We start from the raw sequence: 23,945 nt of genomic DNA, 5'->3' as shown, positions 1-23,945 counted from the left end.
TCAATGACGGAACCGGCATGTCGATTGGGCCCGGCGGGCGGCAGACACCCTTGACGCCGCGTCGGCGCGGCGCCACATTCACCCAAGACATAGGACGTCCAATGTCCGGATTGCCGGGCCGACTGCCCCAGCGGTACGGCCCGGCACGGCAGAAAGCCGGCCCGTATGCCCCTCCCGCACGGCTCCCCGCCGAAGCCGTGCTTCCCCTGCCCGGCGTCATCGGAACACCGGCCGGCGCTGCCCCACGGCCGCCCCTCGACGACGCCGCACGCCGCACCGTACGCCGACTGATCGAGGAGGCAGGACTGCTGTGACGATCCACCCCACGGCCACCCCCGCCAAAGGCACCCCCTGGTACCGGGAGGCCACCCCGCGCCAGTGGAAGGCCATGTTCGCGGCCTGGATCGGCTACCTCCTGGACGGCTTCGACTTCGTCCTGATCACCCTCGTCCTCACCGAGATCGCCGACGAGTTCCGGCTCGACACCGCCACCGCCGCCTCGCTCATCTCCGGCGCCTTCATCACCCGCTGGCTGGGCGGCGCGGTCCTGGGCGCCCTGGGGGACCGCTACGGCCGCAAGGCCGCCATGATCACCAGCATCCTGCTGTACTCGCTGGGCACCTTCGCCTGCGGATTCGCCTGGGGGTACGGCAGTCTGTTCCTCGCCCGCCTGGTGATCGGCCTGGGGATGGCGGGGGAGTACAGCGCCAGCGTGACGTATGTGCTGGAGAGCTGGCCCACCCGGCTGCGCAACCGCGCCTCCGGATTCCTGATCTCCGGCTACGCGGGCGGCACCGTCCTCGCGGCCGAGCTCTACAAGTGGGTGGTCCCGCACTGGGGCTGGCGCTGGATGTTCTGGATCGGTGTGCTGCCCGTCCTGGTCGCCCTCTGGGTGCGCAGGGCGCTACCGGAGGCCGACGACTGGCAGGCCGAGATCGGCGACGCCGCGGCCCGCGGCACGCAACGCCCCCACCCCTTCCGCCCCTTGTTCACCGGCCACCTCCGCCCCTGGCTCAACGCCGCCCTCGCCGCGGCCGCCTCCGCCGCCCTGTTCTGCGTCTTCACCCCGGCAGGCGCGGGCCACGTCCCCTGGCTGTCCGCCGCCGCGGCGCTGTGCCTGACCGCCTTCGCCGTCCAACTCGGCGGCCGCCGCGGATGGCTGCTGTACGTGTCCCTGATGGCCACGGTGTTCTGCGCCTTCCTCTACAGCTGGCCCATCCAGGCCCTGCTGCCCACCTACCTCAAGACCGAGCTGGGCTACGCACCCGCGCAGGTCACCGACGTGATGTTCTACGCGGGCTTCGGCACCATGGCGGGCTGCTGGCTGGCGGGATTCGTCGGCGACCGGTTCGGTACCCGCCGTGCCTACGCCTGCACCCTGCTCGCCTCGCTGGCCTTCGTCTTCCCCGTCTTCGCGGTACGGGACAACCTGGTCTCACTGGGGGTGCTGCTCTTCGGGCTGCTCGCACTCGGCCAGGGCATCTCGGGAATCCTGCCGAAGTACATCGCGAGCCACTTCCCGACCGCGTCCCGCGCCGCCTCCCTCGGGTTCGTCTACAACGTCGGGGCGCTCGGCGGTGCCGTGGCCCCCGTCCTCGGCGCCCGGCTGGCCGAGGGGATGCCCCTGGGGCGGGCGCTGGCCGTCCTCACCTTCGGCCTGACGCTGCTCGTCATCCTCCTGGTGGGCGGCGACGTCCCCCGGCGCCTGGCGCGGCTGCTCGACCCCGCGGTGCCGGAGGACCACCTCGTGCCGGACGCCGCAGGGCCCGGCCGGACGGAGCCACCGGCCACCGGGGCAGGGGCCGCCGGGGCACGGGGCGGAGCAGGTGAGGCGCCGGGTCCGTGAGGAAGCCGATCCTGCCATGGCCGAGCGCCTCGCGGCGGTGCCGCATCCGGCCGGGGCGGCGTCCTCACTCGGTCCTGTCGTCGCGCCGTCCCAGGGACACCCCGCGCACCCCGTCCAGCTCCGTCAGCGCCTCGACCAGGGGATGCGCCGAACCGGACCCTTCCAGGCGGAGCAGCACCTCTGCCGAGACCCGCTCACCCCCGCCCGTCTGCACCTGTACGTCGGTCACCCGGAAGCCGCCGCTGGTGCACATCTGCAATATGCGGCCCAGCAGTCCGTGTTGGGCGCGGTAGGTCAGGCGCAGCTCCACCTCGGTGAAGGACGGCACCGCGGACATCCGCTCGGACACCTTCGAGAAGCCGCGGACGATGAGGAAGTGCACCGCCGTCGCGCCGGCCGCGAGCAGCGGCAGGCCGCCCCCGCACGCCATACCGATGGCGCAGGTCAGCCAGATGGTGGCGGCCGTCGTCAGTCCACGGACGGCGTCCTTCTTGACGAAGATCAGGCCGCCGCCGATGAAGCCGATGCCCGACACCACCTGGGCGGCGACGCGGGACGGGTCGAGGGAGACGTCGTCCATGCCCATCAGCGCGCCGAAGCCGTGGATCGACACCTCCATGAACAGCGCGCTGCCCACCCCGACGAGCGTGTGGGTGCGCAGCCCGGCACTCTTCTGCCGGGCCTCGCGCTCCAGCCCGATGAGCGAGGAAAGCAGCAGCGCGATCCCCAGCTCGGTGAACTGACGCAGTCCCTGACCGTGCTGGAAATCGAACAGTGCGGCGGCGAGTTGCGGAGGTGACATGGGCGCATTGTCCCTCCGTCGGCCCGGTATCCCGCGCTGCGGGGGCCGTTGTCGGTGGTCGCCGTTAGCGTGGGATGCGAGGGAGCCGGTGCGAGGCGGGAGCAGCGCGCGGCGCACGGTGGCACCGCGCACGGTGCCGTCGGGGGACGGACGTGGAGGAGCTCATGGCGAAGGCAACGGGTCCGGCGGCGGTGCGCGAGCGCGTGCGGACGTTCGCGCTGGGACTTCCGGGCGCCGTGGAGGAGTTCCCCTGGGGCGAGAGCGTCATCAAGGTCAACAAGAAGGTCTTCGTCTTCCTCGGCGTCGGTGACGGCAGCTATCCACTGGGGCTCACCATGAAGCTGGTGAGCCCGGAGGCGCACGCGCATGCGCTGTCCTCGCCCGGGGCCGAGCCGGCCGGATATGGCCTGGGCAGGTCGGGGTGGGTGCGGATTCCGCTGGAGGTGGCGGACGCCCCGCGGGCGGACCTGCTCTGCGACTGGGTCGAGGAGTCCTACCGCGTCATAGCCCCGAAGAAGCTCGTCGCCGAACTCGACGGGAGGTAGGGCGCCCGGCAGGACGCCCGCAGGCGCGCCGGTAGAGGTGCGCGAAGGCCCGTGACGGCGATGGCAGTTGTGCCTCGCCGTCACGGGCCTTTTCCGGTGGCCGCCACTTGGCGAGGGGGGCTTGTGGAAAGTGGAACACGTTCTTAACATCACGAGTGTTACATCAGAAGTGTCACAGTGCGGCGACCGCAGGGGGCGCGATGGCAGAGTCAGGGAACGGCCCGCTGAGCGGTGTGCGCGTCGTGGAGCTCGCGGGGATCGGCCCCGGCCCCTTCGCCGCCATGCTGCTGGCCGATCTCGGCGCCGATGTCGTCCGCGTCGACCGGCCCGGGGGCGCCGGCCTGGGCATCGATCCGGACCACGACGTCACCAACCGCAACAAGCGCTCGGTGCTGGTGGACCTCAAGAGCCCCCACGGCGTGGCGCAGGTCCTCGATCTGGCCGCGCGGGCGGATGTGCTGATCGAGGGGTACCGGCCCGGCGTGGCGGAACGGCTCGGCGTCGGCCCCGAGGAGTGCCTGGCGCGCAATCCCCGGCTGGTCTACGGCCGGATGACCGGCTGGGGGCAGCAGGGACCGCTCGCCGACACCGCGGGACACGACATCGGCTACATCGCCATCACGGGCGCGCTGGGCATGATCGGCCCGGCCGACGGCCCGCCCGCCATCCCCGCCAACCTCCTCGGCGACTACGCCGGCGGCTCGCTCTACCTCGTCATCGGCGTCCTCGCCGCGCTCCAGCACGCCCGCACCGACGGCGGCCGGGGCCAGGTCGTGGACGCCGCCATCGTCGACGGCACCGCCCATCTGACGGCGATGATCCACGGCATGCTGTCGGCCGGCGGCTGGCAGGACCGGCGCGGCGCCAACCTCCTGGACGGCGGCGCGCCGTTCTACGGCACCTACGAGACCGCCGACGGCGGCCACATGGCGGTCGGCGCACTGGAGCAGCGCTTCTACGCCGAATTCGTCCGGCTGCTCGGTATCGAGGGCGAGGTCCCGGGCCGCGACGACCTCGCCGCCTGGAGCGACCTGCGCACCGCCATCGCCGCCCGCTTCAAGACCCGTACCCGCGAGGAGTGGACCGCGCTCTTCCAGGACTCCGACGCCTGCGTGGCCCCCGTCCTCTCCCTGCGCGAGGCGCCCGCGCACCCCCATCTCGCGGCCCGCGGCACCTTCGTCGACCACGGGGGGATCACCCAGCCCGCCCCGGCACCCCGCTTCTCGCTCACCCCCGGCGCGGTGCGCACACCGCCCGCACAGCCCGGCGCCGACACCGCCGAGGTCGCACGCGACTGGCAGGTCCCCGCTCTCACCGCCGAGCCCGGCCACCGGAAGGACACAGGCAGCTGATGGAACTCGCCACGACACTCCAGTACGCGGCGGACCCGCGCGAGGCGGCACTCCAGGTGGCGGCCCTGGAAGGGGCCGGCCTTGACGCCATCTGGGTCGCCGAGGCATATGGCTTCGACTCACCGACGATCATGGGATTCCTCGCCGCCCGCACCGAGCACGCCAAGATCGGCTCGGCGATCCTCAACGTCTACTCCCGCACACCCGCACTGATCGCGCAGACCGCCGCCGGGCTCGACGCGGTCTCCGGCGGCCGGGCCCTGCTGGGCCTGGGGGCCTCCGGCCCGCAGGTGGTCGAGGGCTGGCACGGCAAGCCGTACGACAAGCCGCTGGGCCGCACCCGCGAGACCATCGAGCTGTGCCGCCGCATCTGGCGCCGCGAGGTTATCGACCACCACGGCATCACGGACATGCCGCTGCCGGCGGAGAAGGGCGGCCGGCTCGGCAAGCCGCTGAAGATCCTCACCCGGCCGGTGCGCCCCGACATCCCGGTGTACGTCGCCGCGCTCGGGCCCGCCAACGTCCGGATGACGGCCGAGGTCGCCGACGGCTGGCTGCCCACCCTCTTCATCCCGGAGAAGGCCGCCGAGGTGTGGGGCGGCCCGCTCGCCGAGGGCACGGCCCGGCGCGATCCGGCGCTCGGGCCCCTGCAGACCGTCGCCGGCGGCCTGCTGGCCATCGGGGAGGACGCCGCGGCCGCGCGGGACCTCGCCCGTCCGACCATCGCCCTGTACGTCGGCGGCATGGGCGCCAAGGGCAAGAACTTCTACCACGACCTGGCCGCGGCCTACGGCTACGAGCGTGCCGCGGACACCATCCAGGAGCTCTACCTCGCCGGGAAGAAGCGGGAGGCCGAGGCCGCCGTACCGGACGAGCTCTGCGAGCTGATGTCGCTGTGCGGGCCCGAGGGCTACGTCCGCGACCGCATCGCCGCCTTCCGGGAGGCGGGCGTGACGATGCTCAACGTCCACCCGGTCGGGCCCGAGCCCGCGAAGCTGATCGAGACCGTCAAGAACTGGCTCTGAGGAGGGCCCGTACCCATGAAGCGCCAGATCTTCACCGAGGACCACGCGGCCTTCCGTGAAACCGTACGCACCTTCCTCGCCAAGGAGGTGACGCCGCACTACGAACAGTGGGAGAAGGACGGCATCGTCAGCCGGGACGCCTGGCGGGCGGCCGGCCGGCAGGGGCTGCTGGGCCTGGCGGTGCCCGAGGAGTACGGCGGCGGCGGGGAGCAGGACTTCCGCTACAGCGCCGTGCTCGCCGAGGAGTTCACCCGGGCCGGCGCCGCGGGGCTCGCCGTCGGCCTGCACAACGACATCATCGGCCCGTATCTGACGACCCTGGGGACCGACGAGCAGAAGCGCCGCTGGCTGCCCGGCTTCTGCAGCGGCGAGATCGTCACCGCCATCGCGATGACCGAACCGGGCGCGGGCTCCGACCTCCAGGGCATCCGCACCGCCGCCGAGGACCGCGGCGACCACTGGCTGCTCAACGGCTCCAAGACCTTCATATCCAACGGCATCCTCGCCGACCTCGTCATCGTCGTCGCCAGGACGACGCCGGAGGGCGGGGCCCACGGCCTGAGCCTGCTGGCCGTGGAGCGCGGTATGGACGGCTTCGAGCGGGGCCGCAACCTCGACAAGATCGGTCAGAAGTCGCAGGACACCGCGGAGCTGTTCTTCCAGGACGTGCGGGTCCCCAAGGAGAATCTGCTCGGTGAGCTCAACGGCGCGTTCGTCCATCTGATGACCCATCTCGCGCAGGAGCGGATGGGCATCGCGGTGGCCGCCATCGCCGGCGCGGAGTACCTCCTGGAGATCACCAGCGCATACGTCAAGGAGCGCGAGGCGTTCGGGCGGCCGCTGGCCAAGCTCCAGCACATCCGGTTCGAGATAGCCGAGATGGCCACCGAATGCGCCGTCACCCGGGCCTTCCTCGACCGCTGCATCGCCGACCACTCCGCCGGCGAACTGGACGCGGTGCACGCCTCGATGGCCAAGTGGTGGGCCACCGAACTGCAAAAGCGCGTCGCCGACCGGTGTCTGCAACTCCACGGCGGCTACGGCTACATGGCCGAGTACCGCGTGGCCAGGGCCTTCACCGACGGCCGCATCCAGACGATCTACGGCGGGACGACCGAGATCATGAAGGAGATCATCGGCCGCTCGCTCCTCGGCTGACCCGCCCAGGCCGGCCCCACCCGCTGCGAATGCCCCACCCTCATGCGAAAGGCTGCTTGACTTGAGTACCGAAGCGTACGTATACGACGCGATCCGCACCCCTCGCGGCCGCGGCAAGGCCAATGGCGCGCTGCACGGCACCAAGCCCGTCGACCTCGTCGTCGGCCTCATCCACGAACTCCGCCGCCGCTTCCCCGAGCTGGACCCGGCCGCCATCGACGACGTCGTGCTCGGCGTGGTCAGCCCGGTCGGGGACCAGGGCTCGGACATCGCCAAGGTCGCCGCGATCGCCGCCGGGCTGCCCGACACCGTCGCCGGCGTCCAGGAGAACCGCTTCTGTGCCTCGGGCCTCGAAGCCGTCAACATGGCCGCAGCCAAGGTCCGTTCCGGCTGGGAGGACCTCGTCCTGGCGGGCGGCGTCGAGTCGATGTCCCGCGTCGCGATGGCTTCCGACGGCGGCGCCTGGGCGATGGACCCGATGACCAACTTCGAGACCAACTTCGTCCCGCAGGGCATCGGCGCCGACCTCATCGCCACCATCGAGGGCTTCTCCCGGCACGACGTCGACTCCTTCGCCGCGCTCTCCCAGGAGCGAGCCGTCGAGGCATGGAAGGACAACCGCTTCGAGCGCTCGGTCGTGCCCGTGCGCGACCGCAACGGTCTGGTCGTCCTCGACCGCGACGAGCACATCAGGCCCGGCACCACCGCCGAATCGCTGGCCGGCCTCAAGCCGTCCTTCGCGATGATCGGCGAGGCCGGCGGCTTCGACGCGGTCGCCCTGCAGAAGTACCACTGGGTCGAGAAGATCGACCACGTCCACCACGCCGGCAACTCCTCCGGCATCGTGGACGGTTCCGCCCTCGTCGCCATCGGCAACGCCGAGGTCGGCAAGCGCTACGGCCTCGCCCCCCGGGCCAGGATCGCCGCGGCCGCGGTCTCCGGCTCCGACCCGACGATCATGCTCACCGGGCCCGCACCGGCCGCCCGCAAGGCCCTGGCCAAGGCGGGCCTGACCATCGACGACATCGACCTGGTCGAGATCAACGAAGCCTTCGCGGCGGTCGTGCTGCGCTTCGCCAAGGACATGGGGCTCCCGCTCGACAAGATCAACGTCAACGGTGGCGCCATCGCCATGGGCCACCCCCTCGGCGCCACCGGCGCGATGATCCTCGGCACCCTCATCGACGAGCTGGAGCGGCAGGACAAGCGCTACGGCCTGGTCACCCTCTGCGTCGGCGGCGGCATGGGAATCGCCACCGTCATCGAGCGCCTCTGACCGCCCCGCCCCACCCCCTTACGGAGAAGCCACAGTGAGCGAGCCCACTGCACCGTCGACCATTCGCTGGGAACAGGACGAGACCGGCGTCGTCACCCTGGTCCTGGACGACCCCGACCAGTCCGCCAACACCATGAACAGCGCCTTCAAGGCTTCCCTCACCGCAGTCGCCGACCGCCTGGAGGCCGAGAAGGACAGCGTCCGCGGCGTCATCTTCACCTCCGCCAAGAAGACCTTCTTCGCCGGCGGCGACCTGCGCGACCTGATCGCCGTCACCCCCGCCCAGGCCCAGCAGGTCTTCGAGACGGGCAACGGCATCAAGCGCGACCTGCGCCGCATCGAAACCCTCGGCGTGCCGGTCGTCGCCGCCATCAACGGCGCGGCGCTGGGCGGCGGTTACGAGATCGCCCTGGCCTGTCACCACCGCGTCGCCCTCGACACCCCGGCCACCAAGATCGGCCTGCCCGAGGTCACCCTCGGACTGCTGCCCGCCAGCGGCGGCGTCACCCGCACCGTCCGGCTGCTGGGCATCGCCGACGCGCTGCTGAAGGTGCTCCTCCAGGGCACGCAGTACAACGCCACCCGCGCCAAGGACGCCGGCCTCGTCCACGACGTCGCGGCCACCCCGGAAGAACTGCTCGCCAAGGCCCGCGCCTTCGTCGACGAGCACCCCGAGTCGCAGCAGCCCTGGGACGTCAAGGGCTACCGCATCCCCGGCGGCACCCCCGCCCAGCCGAAGTTCGCGGCCAACCTCCCGGCGTTCCCCGCCAACCTCAAGAAGCAGGTCAACGGCGCGCCGTACCCCGCGCCGCGCAACATCCTCGCCGCGGCCGTCGAGGGCTCCCAGGTCGACTTCGAGAACGCCCAGATCATCGAGGCGCGGTACTTCGTCGAGCTGGTGACCGGCCAGATCTCCAAGAACATGATCCAGGCGTTCTTCTTCGACCTCCAGGCCGTCAACTCCGGGGCCAATCGCCCCAAGGGCATCGAGCCCCGCCCGGTCGAGAAGGTCGCCGTCCTCGGCGCGGGCATGATGGGCGCGGGCATCGCCTACTCCTGCGCCAAGGCCGGGATGCAGGTCGTCCTCAAGGACGTCACCGCCGAGGCGGCGCAGAAGGGCAAGGCGTATTCGGAGGGCCTCCTCGCGAAGGCACTCAGCCGCGGGCGGACGACCGAGCAGAAGCGTGACGAGCTGCTGGCCCGCATCACGCCCACCGCCGACCCGCAGGACCTCGCCGGCTGTGACGCCGTCATCGAGGCGGTCTTCGAGGACGTCTCCCTCAAGCACAAGGTGTTCCAAGAGATCGAGCAGATCGTCGGCCCCGACGCCCTGCTGTGCTCCAACACCTCCACCCTGCCCATCACCGCGCTCGCCGAGGGGGTCGAGCGCCAGGACGACTTCATCGGGCTGCACTTCTTCTCGCCGGTCGACAAGATGCCGCTGGTGGAGATCATCAAGGGCGAGCGGACCGGCGACGCGGCGCTGGCCCGCGCCTTCGACCTGGTCCGCCAGATCCGCAAGACGCCGATCGTGGTCAACGACTCGCGCGGCTTCTTCACCTCCCGCGTCATCGGCCACTTCATCAACGAAGGCGTGGCGATGATCGGCGAGGGACTCGACCCGGTCTCCGTCGAGCAGGCCGCCGCCCAGGCCGGCTACCCGGCCAAGGTGCTGTCCCTGATGGATGAACTCACCCTCACCCTGCCGCGCAAGATCCGCCTGGAGAGCCGGCGGGCGGTCGAGGAGGCCGGCGGCAGCTGGCAGCCGCATCCGGCCGACGCCGTCATCGACCGGATGGTGGACGAGTTCGAGCGCCCCGGCCGCAGCGGCGGCGCCGGGTTCTACGAGTACGACGAGGACGGCAAGCGGGCCGGGCTCTGGCCGGGCCTGCGCGAGCACTTCACCCGGCCCGACGCCGGCATCCCGTTCCGCGACATGCAGGAGCGGATGCTGTTCTCCGAGGCGCTGGACACCGTCCGCTGCTTCGAGGAGGGCGTCCTCACCTCCGTCGCCGACGCCAACATCGGGTCCATCTTCGGGATCGGCTTCCCCGGCTGGACCGGCGGCGTGATCCAGTACATCAACGGCTACGAAGGCGGGCTGCCCGGCTTCGTCGCGCGCGCCCGGGAGCTGCAGGCGGCCTACGGCGAGCGCTTCGCGCCGTCCGCGCTGCTGGTGGAGAAGGCCGAGAAGGGCGAGAAGTTCAGCGACTGACCGTGTGCCGGGGCGGGCCGAGGCGGCCCGCCCCGCTCACCCCTCCCCGGTGCCGAACCACTCCCGCAGCTCCTCCTTCATCGAGCGCTGGAACGCCGTGACCAGCGCCTGCACCACCATCGGCTGCATGTCGGCGGAGAGCGACTTCATCCGAGCCCTCTCCTCCGCGTCCGGGGCGCCGTCACGGGACGGCTCCCACACCTCGTCCTTGAAGAGCCGTCCCAGCTCGCGCGCCGCGGAGCGGGTGTGCTCGATGACCACGGTGCGCGCGGCCAGGATCGTCTCCAGCGCGATGGGCACGTCCAGCAGCCGCGTCCCCAGATGCAGCAGCCCCGGATCGACCTGGAAGACCTGCGGGTCGTCGGTCCGTACGAGCACGCTCATGGCCGCCAGCCGGTCCAGGTCCTCCTCGGTCAGCTCCCGGCCGACCCGCCGCTCCAGCTGGTCGAGGGTGGCGTCCTCGGCCTTGTCGGGGATCCAGCCGGCCACCAGCGCGCGATGGATGGCCAGGTCCTGCGCGCTCAGATCGGGCGGCAGTTGCTGCAGGTAGCGCTCGATGGCGGAGAGCGTCATGCCCTGGTGCTGGAGTTCCTCGATGAGGGCGAGGCGGGAGAGGTGGTCGGCGCCGTAGCGGCCGACGCGCCTCGGGCCGATCTCGGGCGGCGGCAGCAGCCCGCGCGTGCTGTAGAAGCGGATGGTGCGGACGGTGACTCCGGCGCGGGCGGCCAGTTCGTCGACCGTCAGGTCGGTGGCGGACTCCATCATGTTCAACAGTATTGCTGTCTCACCACTTCTGTGAAACCTTCCGCGCTGCCCCGTCCGGGGCGAATCGTGGTATCCGGATATGCCATGATCTTTCCGGCGACCGACACCGATCTACGGACCAAATACGGACAAACATACCCACCTCACAGCGGGTATGGGCGCCCTGTGATCTTGCCCACAGACGGGGGAGCACTCTTCGGGGAAGGTGTGCCGTCGGCCGACTCGCGCGATCCGCGGAATCCGGCCCTGGCACCAGCGCCTGCCCGAAAGCGAGATGAACCAGCAGTGAGCACAGAAACCCTCACCGAGGAAGCCCACAGGCCACCGGACGGGGGGAACGGGTCGCAGGATGCGGGCGACGCGGGCTACAGCAAGGGCCTCAAGGGTCGGCACGTCAACATGATCGCCATCGGCGGCGCGATCGGAACCGGCCTGTTCCTCGGCGCCGGCGGCCGACTGCACTCCGCCGGTCCCGCGCTGGCCGTCGCCTACGCGGTCTGCGGCCTCTTCGCCTTCTTCGTCGTGCGGGCCCTGGGCGAGCTGGTACTGCACCGCCCGTCCTCCGGATCCTTCGTCTCCTACGCCCGTGAGTTCCTGGGGGAGAAGGGCGCCTACGTCGCCGGCTGGATGTACGTGGTCAACTGGTCGACCACCGGCATCGCCGACATCACCGCGATCGCGCTCTACACCCACTACTGGAGCCTGTTCACCGACATCCCGCAGTGGGTGATGGCGCTGATCGCCCTGGCGGTCGTGCTCACGGTCAACCTGATCTCGGTGAAGATCTTCGGCGAGCTGGAGTTCTGGTTCGCGATCATCAAGGTCGCGGCGCTGGTCGTCTTCATGTTCATCGGCATCTTCCTTCTCGCGACCCAGCACCCGGTCGGCGGACACACGCCGGGGCTGGATCTGCTGACCGACAACGGCGGCATCTTCCCGACCGGTCTGCTGCCGGTGGTGATCGTGCTCCAAGGCGTGGTCTTCGCCTACTCCGCCGTCGAGCTGGTCGGTGTGACCGCGGGCGAGACCAGCGAGCCGGAGAAGGTCGTGCCGAAGGCCGTCAACTCCATCATGTGGCGGGTCGGCGTCTTCTACGTCGGTTCGGTGCTGCTGCTGACGCTGCTGCTGCCGTGGAACAAGTACGTCGACGGCCAGAGCCCCTTCGTCACCGTGCTGTCCAATGTCGGTGTGCCGGCGGCGGGCGACGTGATGAACCTCGTCGTGCTGACCGCGGCGATGTCGAGCCTGAACTCGGGCCTGTACTCGACGGGCCGCATCCTGCGCTCCATGTCCATGGCGGGCTCGGCGCCCAAGTTCGCCGGCCTGATGAACCGCAGTCAGGTGCCGTACGGCGGCATCATGCTCACCTCCGCGGTGTGCGTGCTGGGCGTCGCGCTCAACTACGTCGTCCCGGGCAAGGCGTTCGAGATCGTCCTGAACATCGCCGCGCTGGGCATCATCAGCACCTGGTGCACGATCATGATCTGTCACATGGTCTTCGTGCGGCGCTCGAAGGAAGGCCGGGTCGAGCGCCCGCGCTTCCGGCTCCCGGGCACCCCGGTCACCGACATCGCCACCATCGCGTTCCTGCTCGGCGTGATCGTGCTGATGTGGTTCGACGACGGCGTCGGCCGGCAGACCGTGCTGCTGATCCCGGTCCTCGCCCTGGCGCTGATCGGCGGCTGGTTCGCGGTGCGCGGCCGGGTGAGCCGTATCGCCGAGGAGCGCCGCCTGACGAAGTAGCCGCCCAGCGGCGGACGCCTGAGTCACCAGGGCGGCCGCGGATGCCCACAGGGGCGTCCGCGGCCGCCTTTCGGTATGGACCCTCGGTCGGTCAGCCGCCGATCAGCGGGTAGTGGTCGGAGAGGTTGGTGTAGGTGTAGTCCTTGCCCCAGCTGGAGACCGTCCAGGGTGCGGACTCCTCCTTGACCACGTCGTTCTGCCAAGAGGCGGGCCGAGCATGGCCGTTGCGGTGCAGGACGTAGTCGAGGTCCTCGCGCGGGTCGGTCGGGTAGCGGTCCTTCGCCACCGAGTTGTCCTGGGTGTCGAAGGAGTACGGGTGGCCGGTGCGGGTGTCGGCCGGAGCCAGGTCGGCATTGGTCAGCAGGGCGTCGTACTCGCTGCTGCGGGAGTCGATGTTCAGGTCGCCCGCGACCATGACCTCCTCGTCCGCCGGGATGTTCTTGGCGTCCAGGAAGGCATCCACCTCCTTGAGCTGCTTGGCGCGGTCCGCGGCCGCCTCACCCGTCCCGCACCCCGAGTCGGTGGACTGGGTGTGCGTGCCGACGACGTGCACCTTGGTGCCGTGCACGTCCAACACGGCATATACGAAGCCCTTGTTGGAGTAGGAGTCCGACCCGCAGGCGTCCTTGTAGATGTACTGCTCCTTGCGCAGGACCGGCCACTTGCTCAGCAGCGTCACCCCGCCGTCCTCGGGGGTGAGGGCGGAGTAGGCGCCGCCGGTGGCGTCCCAGCCGTCCTTGCTCCGGCCCACCACCGGGGTCTGGTGCGGGTACTGCGCCGCGGCGCGGGACTTCAGCGCCTCGGAGGAGGAGTTGTCGAACGCCTCCTGGAGCACGACGACGTCGTTGCCCTGGAAGAAGTCCGCGGCGGGAATCGCCTGCGCACGGTGGTCCTGGCCCCAGTTGGGGTAGAGGTTCTTGCTCATGAGGAAGGCGTTGTACGTCAGCACCTTCAGGTGGGGGGCCGTGGCGGCCGACGCGGTGGGGCACCCGGCGAGGGTGACGGCGGCGAGGGCCGCGGCTATCCCGGCGGCCCGGGTCGTGCGCGACGCGGAGAGCGACACTGAATCTCCCGATGGGGGTTGGGGTGTGATCCGGCGACGCTCATCAAACCAGCTGTGGTTACCTCAGGGTAACCACCGGGTGGTGGCGGGATGGACGGTGCGGCTCCTTTCGCACCGTCGGGAACCCGGGCGTTCCGTACGGGGCTCACGCTGCGCGACCTGGAGCAGCCGTATCATGGCCTATGTAATGAAAGTGGTGGAAAGTGCGCCGATGGCCCGGGGTCCGGGACCTGTTCCCCCGCCGCCCGGGGGCGTGCTCTGGTCCCTGGTCGGGGACATCCGCACCCTGCTGACCCTGCCCGCCGCGCTGACGATGCAGGTCGCGCATCCGGCGGTGAGCGCGGGGGTGGACGAGCACTCCGTGTTCCGCACGGACCCGTGGGGCCGCGGTGAGCGTTCGCTGCTCTCGCTCCAGCTGTGGGTGTACGGCGGTCCGGGCGCCATCGAGGAGGGGCAGCGGCTGCGGCGGCTGCACCGGAGGATCCGGGGGACCGACGCGCACGGCAGGAAGTACCACGCGCTCACCCCGGCCCACTACGCCTGGGTCCACGCCACCGGTTACCCGGTCTTCCGGCACGCCCAGCACTACCTGGGCCGCCCCTTCACCCAGGCGCAGGAGCGGCAGCTGTACGCGGAGTGGCTGCGGGTCGGCAGGGTGCTCGGGATTCACGACCGCGACATGCCGCAGACGATCGAGGCGTTCTGGCCGTACTACCGCGGCGTCCTGGACAACGAACTCGAAAAGACCGTCGTGGTGCGGGAGTTGATCGCCACGGACCTGCCGCTGCCGGTCCCTGACCGCGGGCCGGCGGCGCTGCGGAGGCTGCTCAGGGCGATCTGGCCGGTGCTCCTTCCGTTGCTGGTCCGCTTCCGGCGCTTCGTCACGATCGGCCTGATGCCGCCGGACGCGCGCGAAGCGATCGGCCTGGAGTGGACCGGCAGTCAGGAGCGCCGGCTGCGTCTCCTCGGCCGGGTCGTGCGCGCCGTGGTCCCCGTACTGCCGGAGCGGCTGCGGTTCCTGCCCGTGGCGCGCCGGGCCCGTCGAGCGGCGCGGCGCGAGCGCGACGCCGCTCGATGACCGCCGTCCGGGCGCCGCACCGTACGACGACCGCCGCCGCGGAGGAGGGATCCTCCGCGGCGGCGGTGTGTACGCCTCGCGCACCCTAGGGAGCCGTGCCGGCTACCGGGTCAGTGGCCGTGGGCGTGGATGTCGTGCGTGGCCGCGATCTTCCGCCAGGACGCGGGCTCGGCGACCTGCTTCGCCGGCGTGCCGAACGCCTGCTTCGCCGCCCCCGCGGACGGCTTCGACGGCTGGAACAGCCAGGTGTCGAAGAACGCGGTCAGCGACTTGCCGGACTTCTTCTCCGCGAACCGGACGAAGTCGGCCACCGAGGCGTTGCCGTACTTGTTCTCCGTCGGCCAGGACTTCAGGAGGTCGAAGAAGACCTTGTCACCGACCTTGTTGCGGAGCGCCTGGAGCGTCAGCGCGCCACGGTCGTAGACCGCGCCGTCGAACTGGTTCTCCGCCCCGGGGTCGCCCGGCTTGACGGTCCAGAACGCGTCGTCGGCCGGGTGCTGGGCGTAGACGTAGTCGGCGAGTTCCTGAGCGGTGCCCTCGCCCTCCTTCTCCGACCACAGCCACTGGCTGTAGGCGGCGAAGCCCTCGTTGATCCAGATGTCCTTCCAGTCCTTGAGGGACACGCTGTCGCCGTACCACTGGTGCGCCAGCTCATGGACCACGACGGAGACGTTCGTGCCCCGGTCGAAGGCCTTCTTCCCGTAGAAGGGGCGGGTCTGGGTCTCCAGGGCGTACCCCGCCGGCACGTTCGGCACATAGCCGCCCACCGCGTTGAACGGGTAGGCGCCGAAGACGCTCTCCAGCCACTCGGTGATCTCGGTGGTGCGCTCGATGCTCGCCCACGCCGACCCGGTGTTGGCGCCCAGGTCCTTGCTGACGGCGTTGATCACCGGCAGGCCGTTCGCGGTCTTGTCGGTGGTGACATCGAACTTGCCGACCGCGAGCGTGGTCAGATACGTCGCCTGCGGCTTGTCCGAGCGCCAGTTGTAGCGCGTCCAGCCGAGCTTGGAGGACTGCGAGGCCAGCACGCCGTTGCTGAGCGCCTGGGTGCCGTCGGGGACGGCGACCGAGATGTCGTACGTCGCCTTGTCGGTGGGGTGGTCGTTGCTGGGGAACCACCACACGGCGGCGTCCGGCTCCTGCGCCACCACACCGCCGTCCGGCGTACGGGCCCAGGCGCTGTAGCCGTCGATCTTCAGCTCCGAGGGCTTGCCGGCGTAGCGCACGACGACACTGATCTGTGCGTCCTTCGCCAGCGGTGTGGCCGGAGTGACCTCCAACTCGTGCTTGCCGGAGGTGGTGAAGGCCGCCTTCTTGCCGTTGACCCGGATCTCGCTGACCTTCAGGCCGAAGTCCAGGTTGAAGCGGGAGAGATCCTGGGTGGTGCGGGCGAGCAGCGTCGCCGTGCCCTCCAGGAGGTCCGTCTTCGGCTGGTACTTCAGACGCAGGTCGTAGTGGGAAACGTCGTATCCGCCGTTTCCGCTCTCGGGGTAGTAGGTGTCGCCCACACCCGGAGCGCCGGGCGTGCTGTGCAGATCAGCATGGCCGGCCGCCGATGCCGGGATCGCCAGCAGCAGGCTGAGCGCGGCCGCGCCCGGGACGAGGAGTCTGTGACGCACGAGTCCTCCAACTCGTAGGGGAGATGGATCGCTTCAGACCCTATGTACTCAGTGGTCCACCGTCATGCACATGGCCACATCTGACACATGACCGACATGAAGCGTCCGATGTCGCCGGTGTCCCTCCCGCCCCACCCCGGCCGTCTGTCACCATCCGCACATTCCTCGTCACACGCACCCTTACGCGCGGGAGTTGAGCCGCGCTACCGTCCGCCCGTGACGATTCGTGCGCGGGTCCCCCGCATCCCCTGGAAGGCCCTCGCGGTGGCGGCGGTCGTCGCCCTGCTGTCCGCTCTGGTGAGCCCGAGCGGCGCACAGGCGTCCCCCGGCGAAAGCACCCCGGTCTACTCCTACGACGGCGCGATACGCGAGTCGGTCTGGGTGGACACACGGCTCGACGGCGACGCGGACGGGAGGACCGACCGGGTCGCCGTCGACATAGTGCGCCCGGCCGAACCCGCGCAGCAGGGCCGCAAAATACCCGTGATCATGGACGCCAGCCCGTACTACTCCTGCTGCGGGCGCGGCAACGAGAGCCAGAAGAAGACCTACGACGACCGCGGCAGGCCGGTCGGGTTCCCGCTCTACTACGACAACTACTTCGTGCCGCGCGGCTATGCGACGGTCCTCGTCGACCTCGCGGGCACGAACCGCTCGGACGGCTGCGTCGACGTCGGCGGCCGCTCCGACATCCGGTCGGCGAAGGCCGTCATCGACTGGCTGAACGGCAGGGGCCGCGCCTACGACGCCCGCACCGCGGGACATCCGGTCGCCGCCGACTGGTCCAACGGCCGTACCGGCATGATCGGCAAGAGCTGGGACGCGACCATCGCCAACGGCGTCGCCGCCACCGGCGTCAAAGGGCTGAAAACCATCGTCCCGATCGCCGGCATCTCCTCCTGGTACGACTACTACTTCGCCAAGGGAGCCCCGCTCTACGACTCCGGCCCGGACGGTCTCGCGGACTACGTCGACAGCCCCGAGGCCCGCGAACGCTGCGCCGCCGTACAGCAGCGGCTCGCCGACGGCGCACCGCGCACCGGCGACTGGACCGGCCTGTGGACCGAGCGCGACTACGTCCCCGACGCGGGCAAGGTGCGCGCCAGCGTCTTCCTCGTCCACGGGCTGCAGGACCTCAACGTGCGCACCCGGCACGCCGGCCGGTGGTGGGACGCCCTCGCCCGGCACGGCGTCGAGCGCAAGATCTGGCTCTCGCAGACGGGGCACGTCGACCCCTTCGACTTCCGCCGCACGGACTGGGTGCGCACCCTCCACCAGTGGTTCGACCACTACCTGATGGGCTACGACAACGGCATCGAACGCGCCCCGATGGCGGACGTCGAACGCGCCCCCGACAGCTGGACGACCGATGCCCGGTGGCCCGCGGCGGGCACCACGGCCACCACCCTGCGGCCGCGCAACGGCACCTCACCCGGCGTCGGCGTCCTGGGCACCGAGCCCGCGCCGCACGGGTCGACCGCGGCGTTCACCGACGACCCGGAGCTGAGCGAGGCCGACTGGGCGGCCCATATCGACGAATCGACACCTGCCAAGGCCGGGTTCACCACCGGCCCCCTGCGCGCACCCCTGCGGCTGTCCGGCGCCGGCAAGGTCACGGTGACCGCGACCCCCAGCACCTCGACCGCGCACCTCTCCGCTGTCCTGGTGGACGTCGGCCCCGACACGATCCGCAACTACGCCGCGGAGGGTGAGGGCATCACGACCCTCGGCACGCGCACCTGTTGGGGCGCGGGCACCACCGGCGACACCGGCTGCTTCAAGGAGACCGCGGCCGACACCCGTAAGGTGGCGCACACCGTCTTCAGCCGCGGCTGGGCCGACCTCGGCAACCACGCCGACGACCACAAGGGCCGGCCGCTCACCCCCGGCAAGCCCTACACGATCACCCTGGACCTGGCCGCGAGCGATCACATCGTGCCCGCGGGGCACCGCCTCGCCCTCATCGTGGCCGGCACCGACGCCGGACTGATCGACCCGCCGCCTTCCAGGCCGCGGCTCACCCTCGACCTGTCCCGCACCATCGCCGAACTGCCACTGACCGGCGGGGCGCCCGCTCTCGCCAGGGCCACGGCCGGCGCCCCGCACCCCGCCCCGGAGCCGGCGCCGCTCCGGGGAATCGCCCCGCCACGGACGGCGACCCCGCTGCCGTCCGCCCGATGACCGGCCGGGCCGACCCGCCCCCGCGGGCCGGCCCGGTGAGCACCTCCGCCCGTGCTCGTGCCGGAACGTCCCCCCACCGCTCCACGCAAGGGAGGCACCATCCCGTGATACGTCGCTCCCGAAGCCTCGCCCTCGGCGCCCTGGCCGTCGCTCTGACGGCCACGCTCGCCGCCACGCTGCCGGCCTCGCCCGCCGACGCGACGGGGTCCCGACCGCCGCGCACCGGATTCGAGGAAAGCCACGGCGCCCGCTGGACCACCCAGCCGGAGGAGCAGCGCCTCCTCGCCGCCGTCGACCGCGCCGGACCCCGGGCGGAGGTCGACCGGATCGGCACCACGGAGCAGGGCCGCCCCGTCCAGCTGGTACGCCTGGGCGCACCGGCCCCGGAGAAAGCCCGGGACGTACGCCGCGGCAACTCCGTCCTGCTGATCTGCTCGCAGCACGGCGACGAGCCCTCCGGCCGCGAGGCGTGCCTGAGCACCGTCCGCGACCTCGCCTTCGCCGAGGACCGGGCGACCGAACGCTTCCTGCAGCGCACCAGCGTGCTGGTCGTCCCGACCGCCAACCCCGACGGCCGGGCCGCGGACACCCGCGGCAACTCCGACGGAGTGGACATCAACCGCGACCATCTCGCCCTCAAGACCGCCGAGGGCCGGGCGATGGCCGCCGTCATCCGCGACTACCGCCCTGACACCATCTACGACCTGCACGAGTACGGACCCACCGTGCCGTACTACATGAAGGACCTGCTCTCGCTCTGGCCGCGCAACCTCAACACGGCGGACGCGGTGCACCGCGAAGCCACCTCGCTCTCCGAGGACTTCGTCGAGCCCGCCGTGCACCGGGCGGGCTTCAGCACCGGCGTCTACGGCATCTGGACCGACCCGGAGACCGGAGAACCCCTCAAGCAGGTCGCGGGCGACGGTCAGGAGCGCATACTGCGCAACACCGCCGGCGTCAAGGGTTCTGTCGGTCTGCTCGTCGAAACCCGCGTCGACGCGCTCACCGACGCGGAGCGGGCCGATCCGGCCCGCAACAACCGGCGCCGGGTGACATCGCAGCTGGCCGCCCTGGACGGGGCGTTCTCCTTCCTCGACCGGCACCGCGGCCGGGTGGAGGCGGCCACCACCGCGGCCCGGCTCGCCGGATACGCCGACCGTGGCCCGGTCTATCTCGGTGGTGCGGACAACGACCCTGCCACCGACGCGCAGACCCTGGCCGATCCGCCCTGCGCCTACCGCCTCGACGCGACGCAGTTCGCACAGGTCAAGGATGAATTGGCGCTCCACGGAGTGAATTGGCGGAAGCTGGGTAGCGGGGCCGTCGTACCTTTGCGCCAGCCGCTGCGGGGGCTCGTTCCGCTGCTGCTTGACGAAAGGGCCGATTATCACCTTACGGTCGCGGCGCACATGAATGGCTGCCGCGGTGTGGTAGGGGGTAACCCGTAGGGAAAATATGCCCAATTGAAAGGTCGACTCGTGTCGGAAAGAGACAAGGAAGAGGGGGACGGGGGCGGTACGCCGCTCCTGGCGGATCTCCCCGGCGACCCGCACCTCACAGGGCCCCCGCAGACCGACCGTGTGGTCTTCGGCGTGACCGCGCTGCTCACCCTCGCGTTCATCGTCTGGGGGGCGAGCAGCACCGATTCGCTCAAGAGCGTTTCGACGTCGATGCTGAACTGGGTCATCGACAACCTCGGCTGGGCCTTCGTGCTGTCGGCCTCCGCGTTCGTGATCTTCGCGATCTGGCTGGCGATCAGCAAGTACGGCCGCATCACCCTCGGCAAGGAGGGCGAGGACCCCGAATTCCGGACGGTGTCCTGGGTCGCGATGATGTTCAGCGCGGGCATGGGCATCGGCCTGATGTTCTACGGCGTCAGTGAGCCGCTCGGCCACTTCATGACGCCGCCGCCGGGCACCGACCCCAAGGACGCCGCCCAGGCGATGGACACGGCGATGGCCACCACGCTGTTCCACTGGACGCTGCACCCCTGGGCCATCTACGCGGTGGTGGGCCTGGCCATTGCCTACAGTTGCTTCCGGCGGGGGAGGCGGCAAACGATCAGCGCAGTGTTCACGCCATTGATCGGCAAGCGGCGGGCGAACGGCTGGGGCGGCCGGGTCATCGACATCCTGGCCATCTTCGCCACCCTCTTCGGCTCCGCGGCCTCGCTCGGCCTCGGGGCGCTGCAGATCGGCAGCGGCATCAAGGTGCTGGGCTGGATGGACAGCGTCAGCACCACCCTGCTGGTCCTCGTCATCACCGTACTGACCATCGCGTTCATCCTGTCCGCGGTGTCCGGTATCGCCAAGGGCGTCCAGATGCTGTCCAACATCAACATGGTGCTGGCGCTGATCCTGGCGGTCTTCGTCTTCGTGGTGGGGCCGACCATCCTCATCCTCGACCTGATCCCGACGTCCATCGGGTCCTACATCGGGGAGCTGCCGCAGCTGGCCGGCCGGACGGAGGCCAGCAGCGGTGACGACCTCGGCGGATGGCTGCGCAGCTGGACGGTCTTCTACTGGGCGTGGTGGATCTCCTGGACGCCCTTCGTCGGCATGTTCATCGCCCGCATCAGCCGTGGCCGCACGATCCGGCAGTTCATCGGCGGCGTCATCCTCGTCCCGAGCGTGGTCAGCCTGGTGTGGTTCGCGGTGTTCGGCGGCTCGGCCATGAAGCTGCAGGACTCCAAGAAGCTCAGCGGCTCCAGCACCCCGGAGGGGCAGCTCTTCGACGTGCTGCACCAGTACCCGGTGGCCACCGCCACCAGCGTCCTGGTCATGGTCCTGGTCGGCATCTTCTTCGTCTCCGGCGCCGATGCCGCGTCCATCGTCATGGGCACCCTGTCGCAGAAGGGATCGTTCGAGCCGACCCGGCCCGTGGTCATCTTCTGGGGCGTGGTGACCGGCGCGGTCGCCGCCATCATGCTGCTGATCGGAGGCGGTTCGGGCGACGCCCTGACCGGATTGCAGAATCTGACGATCCTGGTCGCGGTGCCCTTCCTGGTCGTCATGATCGTCATGTGTTGGGCTCTCATGCGGGACCTGCGCAGCGATCCGCTCATCGTGCGTGGACAGATGGGTGAGGAGGCCGTCGAGATGGCCGTCATCGCCGGGCACGAACAGTACGACGGTGACTTCGAGTTCCGTATCGGCCCCACCGACGAGACGTCGGGCGCCACCGCCGAGGGCAGCGGTCCTTCGGACACCGCGGCCGGGAAGCGCGGTGAATCAACCGACTGAGGGACCGGGCAGCTGACGAAACCCTGACGCGGAGGGCCGGAGCCACCGGCCCTCCGCGGCGTGTTTCCGCCCCTCGAAACGGACCGGCCCGGCGCCGTCCGCCCCCTCGCCGTTACGAACATGTGAACGTTCCACCGGGCAGCTATGTGGGGATACTCGGGATATGTCTGCCGAGCCCGCGCCCTATGTGTCCTTCGGGTTGGCCCCCGCCATCCGTCCCGGTGGCGTGCTGACCGACGGCGCGTACCAACAGCACCGGGAGTTCCTGGACTTCAGCATCGACGGCAGACCGCTGCTGCTCCGCCTGGCCGACCTCGACGCGGTCTCCCCGCTCGCCGCCGACGTCGGCCCGTCCCTCTTCGCGGCACGGGTGCGGCGCCTGCTCCTGGAGGCCGAACCGCCGCTCGGCGGCGGGCGGCGGATCATCTACGGCTGCCCCGAGTGCGAGGGGCTGGGCTGCGGAGCGGTCACCGCGTTCATCGCACGCGACGGAGCCGACTTCATCTGGCGTGATTTCGCCTGGCAGACCGACGAGGCCGTGGATCTCCGGCTCAGCGGCTACCCCGGCATCGGGCCGTTCCGGTTCGAGGGCACGCAGTACCGCGCCGTCCTGGGGCGGCTGCTGGCGTCCGATGCCCGGCCCGCGGAGCCGCCCGGCCGCCGGGTGCTGCTCATCGGCCGGCGGGCGGCCGCTCTGGCGAAACCGGCCGCGACACTGCGGGGCATCGGCCTCGGGGTGGACATCGCCCGCGATGCGGGCGCAACGGTGCCCGGTGAGCTGCGCTCGTACGGCGTGGTCGTGATCGGGCGGGCGCTGGGGGAAGGGGAACGCGCGGCCGTGCGGAGGGCTTTCGCGGCGGCCGGGTCCGCGGCGGTCTTCGTCGAGGCCCCGGCGCCCACCGTTCCACTGCTGGTCGCGCAGGTCGAACAGGCACTGGACCGCAGTCCGCAGGGCGAGCGCCGGCTGCTGCGGCTCGCGGCGGAGGGCGGCGAGGTCACCCTCGCCGTCGCCCACCCCTGCCGGGTCCGGCTGACCGGATACTGCGTCGACAGGCTCCGCCGCACCCGCACGGCCGTGCTGCACGACGCTCAACTCACCCCAGGCGCCCACACATTGCGGATGGACAGCGCGATGGATGCCGGGGAGACGTTCGTGGTGGCGCGGACCACGGGCGGCGTGCTGGTGACGCGCATGGCACGGCCGGGCAGGCGGAGCGGGCGCGGAAAAGGCGACGACGGCAAGCCGGGCGACGTCCTGACATGAGGCGCGCGCGGCGGCACCGCCGCACTCCGAGGCTCGCCCGGGCGCCCACTCCCGCCTTCCGCCCCCGCACCGCGACGCACTCCGCCGCACCCGGGCCCCTCGCGCGCACTCCTGCCGGGACCACCAACGCGGTCGGCCTGGCTGACCGTGCCGCGACTCTCCTGGGCCCGAGGCGCTGGAGCGCGGCAACACGCACCGCAGACCCGCCTGGGGGCACTGGCCCGGTGAGCCGGTGGCTCGGCTGGAGCGGCAGCGGACACGCGGGTTGCGGGTAGTGGGCGGGGGAAGCGGTAGGGCTCGCCGACCTGCCGGCGGCCCGTACACCGATGGTGACGGTCCTTGGCCACGAACGGCACGGCATCCCGCCCGAGGCGCTGGACCTGCTGGCCGAGGTGGTGGAAATCCCGATGGTCGGCACCGGCGCCGGCCTCGATGTCGCGGTCGCGAGGGCCCTGGTGCCCCACAAGCTTGCGGGCCGCTGTGAGGCGGTCCCGGAGGAGCCGGTCGCGGGCGGCGGGGACCTGGTCGAGGGCGGCGCGGAGTTGCGAGGTCGGCGCACCACGGCGTCCGCCCTCCGGCGGAGGGCCGAGCCCGGCCGATCGCCTGCCAGGCCGCGGAGCCCGCCGCCCTTCTGCCGTCTTCGTGTGATGTTCGCGTAACCCTCAGGCAGCCACCCGGACAAACCCGGACCTTAGGCTGGAGTCAGCTCCGTTGGCCGATGACGCCCCTCGGATGTTCCACAATCCGTATCTGCCGTCGTCCGAGGAGGCC

At 70.9% G+C, this 23,945-nt stretch carries 19 protein-coding genes; 15 read left to right on the top strand and 4 right to left on the bottom strand.

Going from position 1 to position 23,945, the window contains the following annotated elements:
- The first annotated feature begins 101 nt into the window (after positions 1 to 101).
- Both QOM21_RS06935 and QOM21_RS06930 read left to right on the top strand, forming a co-directional pair.
- A complete protein-coding gene (locus QOM21_RS06935; protein ID WP_407548858.1) occupies positions 102 to 314 on the top strand; it encodes a hypothetical protein in 213 nt (70 codons plus the stop codon).
- Positions 311 to 1,846 carry a sialate:H+ symport family MFS transporter gene (locus QOM21_RS06930; RefSeq protein WP_407548857.1) on the top strand — a complete coding sequence of 512 codons (1,536 nt, stop codon included), beginning with the start codon at positions 311 to 313 and terminating at the stop codon, positions 1,844 to 1,846. The genes QOM21_RS06935 and QOM21_RS06930 overlap by 4 nt, the downstream gene beginning before the upstream one ends.
- A gap of 64 nt (positions 1,847 to 1,910) precedes the next feature.
- Here the strand turns inward: QOM21_RS06930 and QOM21_RS06925 are convergent, their stop codons facing one another.
- Complete coding sequence (locus QOM21_RS06925) at positions 1,911 to 2,648, bottom strand: MgtC/SapB family protein (protein ID WP_407548856.1); 738 nt, start codon at positions 2,646 to 2,648, stop codon at positions 1,911 to 1,913.
- Positions 2,649 to 2,812: 164 nt separating this feature from the next.
- On the opposite strand from QOM21_RS06925, the gene QOM21_RS06920 reads away from it, so the two are divergent.
- The 6 genes from QOM21_RS06920 (at position 2,813) to QOM21_RS06895 (ending at position 10,219) form a co-directional block, all read left to right on the top strand.
- A complete protein-coding gene (locus tag QOM21_RS06920; RefSeq protein ID WP_407548855.1) occupies positions 2,813 to 3,193 on the top strand; it encodes an MmcQ/YjbR family DNA-binding protein in 381 nt (126 codons plus the stop codon).
- A gap of 200 nt (positions 3,194 to 3,393) precedes the next feature.
- Complete coding sequence (locus QOM21_RS06915; RefSeq protein ID WP_407548854.1) at positions 3,394 to 4,545, top strand: CaiB/BaiF CoA transferase family protein; 1,152 nt, start codon at positions 3,394 to 3,396, stop codon at positions 4,543 to 4,545.
- Positions 4,545 to 5,570 carry an LLM class F420-dependent oxidoreductase gene (locus QOM21_RS06910; protein ID WP_407548853.1) on the top strand — a complete coding sequence of 342 codons (1,026 nt, stop codon included), beginning with the start codon at positions 4,545 to 4,547 and terminating at the stop codon, positions 5,568 to 5,570. The genes QOM21_RS06915 and QOM21_RS06910 overlap by 1 nt, the downstream gene beginning before the upstream one ends.
- 15 nt (positions 5,571 to 5,585) lie before the next feature.
- A complete protein-coding gene (locus tag QOM21_RS06905) occupies positions 5,586 to 6,728 on the top strand; it encodes an acyl-CoA dehydrogenase family protein (RefSeq protein ID WP_407548852.1) in 1,143 nt (380 codons plus the stop codon).
- 61 nt (positions 6,729 to 6,789) lie between these two features.
- A complete protein-coding gene (locus QOM21_RS06900; RefSeq protein ID WP_407548851.1) occupies positions 6,790 to 8,004 on the top strand; it encodes an acetyl-CoA C-acetyltransferase in 1,215 nt (404 codons plus the stop codon).
- A 34-nt stretch (positions 8,005 to 8,038) separates the two neighbouring features.
- The gene (locus QOM21_RS06895; RefSeq protein WP_407548850.1) at positions 8,039 to 10,219 is read left to right on the top strand and encodes a 3-hydroxyacyl-CoA dehydrogenase NAD-binding domain-containing protein; all 2,181 of its coding nucleotides are present in this window, start codon (positions 8,039 to 8,041) and stop codon (positions 10,217 to 10,219) included.
- A 36-nt stretch (positions 10,220 to 10,255) separates the two neighbouring features.
- Here the strand turns inward: QOM21_RS06895 and QOM21_RS06890 are convergent, their stop codons facing one another.
- A complete protein-coding gene (locus QOM21_RS06890; RefSeq protein WP_407548849.1) occupies positions 10,256 to 10,984 on the bottom strand; it encodes a MerR family transcriptional regulator in 729 nt (242 codons plus the stop codon).
- 285 nt (positions 10,985 to 11,269) lie between these two features.
- Here QOM21_RS06890 and QOM21_RS06885 point away from each other — a divergent pair, with 285 nt between their 5' ends.
- Positions 11,270 to 12,727, top strand: a complete 1,458-nt coding sequence (locus tag QOM21_RS06885; protein ID WP_407548848.1) for an amino acid permease — start codon at positions 11,270 to 11,272, stop codon at positions 12,725 to 12,727.
- Between the two features lie 91 nt (positions 12,728 to 12,818).
- Here the strand turns inward: QOM21_RS06885 and sph are convergent, their stop codons facing one another.
- Positions 12,819 to 13,790, bottom strand: a complete 972-nt coding sequence (gene sph / locus QOM21_RS06880) for a sphingomyelin phosphodiesterase (RefSeq protein ID WP_407548847.1) — start codon at positions 13,788 to 13,790, stop codon at positions 12,819 to 12,821.
- A gap of 211 nt (positions 13,791 to 14,001) precedes the next feature.
- Between sph and QOM21_RS06875 the strand changes: the two genes are divergently transcribed.
- The gene (locus tag QOM21_RS06875) at positions 14,002 to 14,868 is read left to right on the top strand and encodes an oxygenase MpaB family protein (protein ID WP_407548846.1); all 867 of its coding nucleotides are present in this window, start codon (positions 14,002 to 14,004) and stop codon (positions 14,866 to 14,868) included.
- 110 nt (positions 14,869 to 14,978) lie between these two features.
- Here QOM21_RS06875 and QOM21_RS06870 read toward each other — a convergent pair whose 3' ends face one another.
- The gene (locus QOM21_RS06870; RefSeq protein ID WP_407548845.1) at positions 14,979 to 16,487 is read right to left on the bottom strand and encodes a M1 family metallopeptidase; all 1,509 of its coding nucleotides are present in this window, start codon (positions 16,485 to 16,487) and stop codon (positions 14,979 to 14,981) included.
- 222 nt (positions 16,488 to 16,709) lie between these two features.
- Here QOM21_RS06870 and QOM21_RS06865 point away from each other — a divergent pair, with 222 nt between their 5' ends.
- The 5 genes from QOM21_RS06865 (at position 16,710) to QOM21_RS06845 (ending at position 23,833) form a co-directional block, all read left to right on the top strand.
- Entirely contained in the window at positions 16,710 to 18,668 is a 1,959-nt protein-coding gene (locus QOM21_RS06865) for a Xaa-Pro dipeptidyl-peptidase (protein ID WP_407555593.1), read from the top strand.
- 104 nt (positions 18,669 to 18,772) lie between these two features.
- Positions 18,773 to 20,116, top strand: coding sequence for a M14 family metallocarboxypeptidase (locus QOM21_RS06860; RefSeq protein ID WP_407548844.1), 1,344 nt, complete (start codon positions 18,773 to 18,775; stop codon positions 20,114 to 20,116).
- A gap of 78 nt (positions 20,117 to 20,194) precedes the next feature.
- A complete protein-coding gene (locus QOM21_RS06855) occupies positions 20,195 to 21,910 on the top strand; it encodes a BCCT family transporter (protein WP_407555592.1) in 1,716 nt (571 codons plus the stop codon).
- Between the two features lie 163 nt (positions 21,911 to 22,073).
- A complete protein-coding gene (locus QOM21_RS06850) occupies positions 22,074 to 23,174 on the top strand; it encodes an oxidoreductase (protein ID WP_407548843.1) in 1,101 nt (366 codons plus the stop codon).
- 326 nt (positions 23,175 to 23,500) lie between these two features.
- Positions 23,501 to 23,833 (top strand): TrmH family RNA methyltransferase, encoded by a 333-nt coding sequence (locus QOM21_RS06845; protein ID WP_407548842.1) that lies wholly within the window; start codon positions 23,501 to 23,503, stop codon positions 23,831 to 23,833.
- Positions 23,834 to 23,945: the final 112 nt, after the last annotated feature.

Origin of the sequence: Streptomyces sp. Pv4-95, from assembly GCF_045782725.1 — a bacterium.
Lineage (GTDB): Bacteria > Actinomycetota > Actinomycetes > Streptomycetales > Streptomycetaceae > Streptomyces.
The sequence above is the reverse complement of the archived record's forward strand: the minus strand, read 5'-3'. Positions and strand labels throughout refer to the sequence as shown.

What these genes read in the sequence shown, in the direction of transcription:
- QOM21_RS06890 (WP_407548849.1), bottom strand. Translation starts at nt 10,984, where the DNA reads ATGATGGAGTCCGCCACCGACCTGACGGTCGACGAACTGGCCGCCCGC.
- QOM21_RS06935 (WP_407548858.1), top strand. Translation starts at nt 102, where the DNA reads ATGTCCGGATTGCCGGGCCGACTGCCCCAGCGGTACGGCCCGGCACGG.
- QOM21_RS06850 (WP_407548843.1), top strand. Translation starts at nt 22,074, where the DNA reads ATGTCTGCCGAGCCCGCGCCCTATGTGTCCTTCGGGTTGGCCCCCGCC.
- QOM21_RS06910 (WP_407548853.1), top strand. Translation starts at nt 4,545, where the DNA reads ATGGAACTCGCCACGACACTCCAGTACGCGGCGGACCCGCGCGAGGCG.
- QOM21_RS06915 (WP_407548854.1), top strand. Translation starts at nt 3,394, where the DNA reads ATGGCAGAGTCAGGGAACGGCCCGCTGAGCGGTGTGCGCGTCGTGGAG.
- QOM21_RS06875 (WP_407548846.1), top strand. Translation starts at nt 14,002, where the DNA reads ATGGCCCGGGGTCCGGGACCTGTTCCCCCGCCGCCCGGGGGCGTGCTC.
- QOM21_RS06925 (WP_407548856.1), bottom strand. Translation starts at nt 2,648, where the DNA reads ATGTCACCTCCGCAACTCGCCGCCGCACTGTTCGATTTCCAGCACGGT.
- QOM21_RS06845 (WP_407548842.1), top strand. Translation starts at nt 23,501, where the DNA reads ATGGTGACGGTCCTTGGCCACGAACGGCACGGCATCCCGCCCGAGGCG.
- QOM21_RS06920 (WP_407548855.1), top strand. Translation starts at nt 2,813, where the DNA reads ATGGCGAAGGCAACGGGTCCGGCGGCGGTGCGCGAGCGCGTGCGGACG.
- QOM21_RS06905 (WP_407548852.1), top strand. Translation starts at nt 5,586, where the DNA reads ATGAAGCGCCAGATCTTCACCGAGGACCACGCGGCCTTCCGTGAAACC.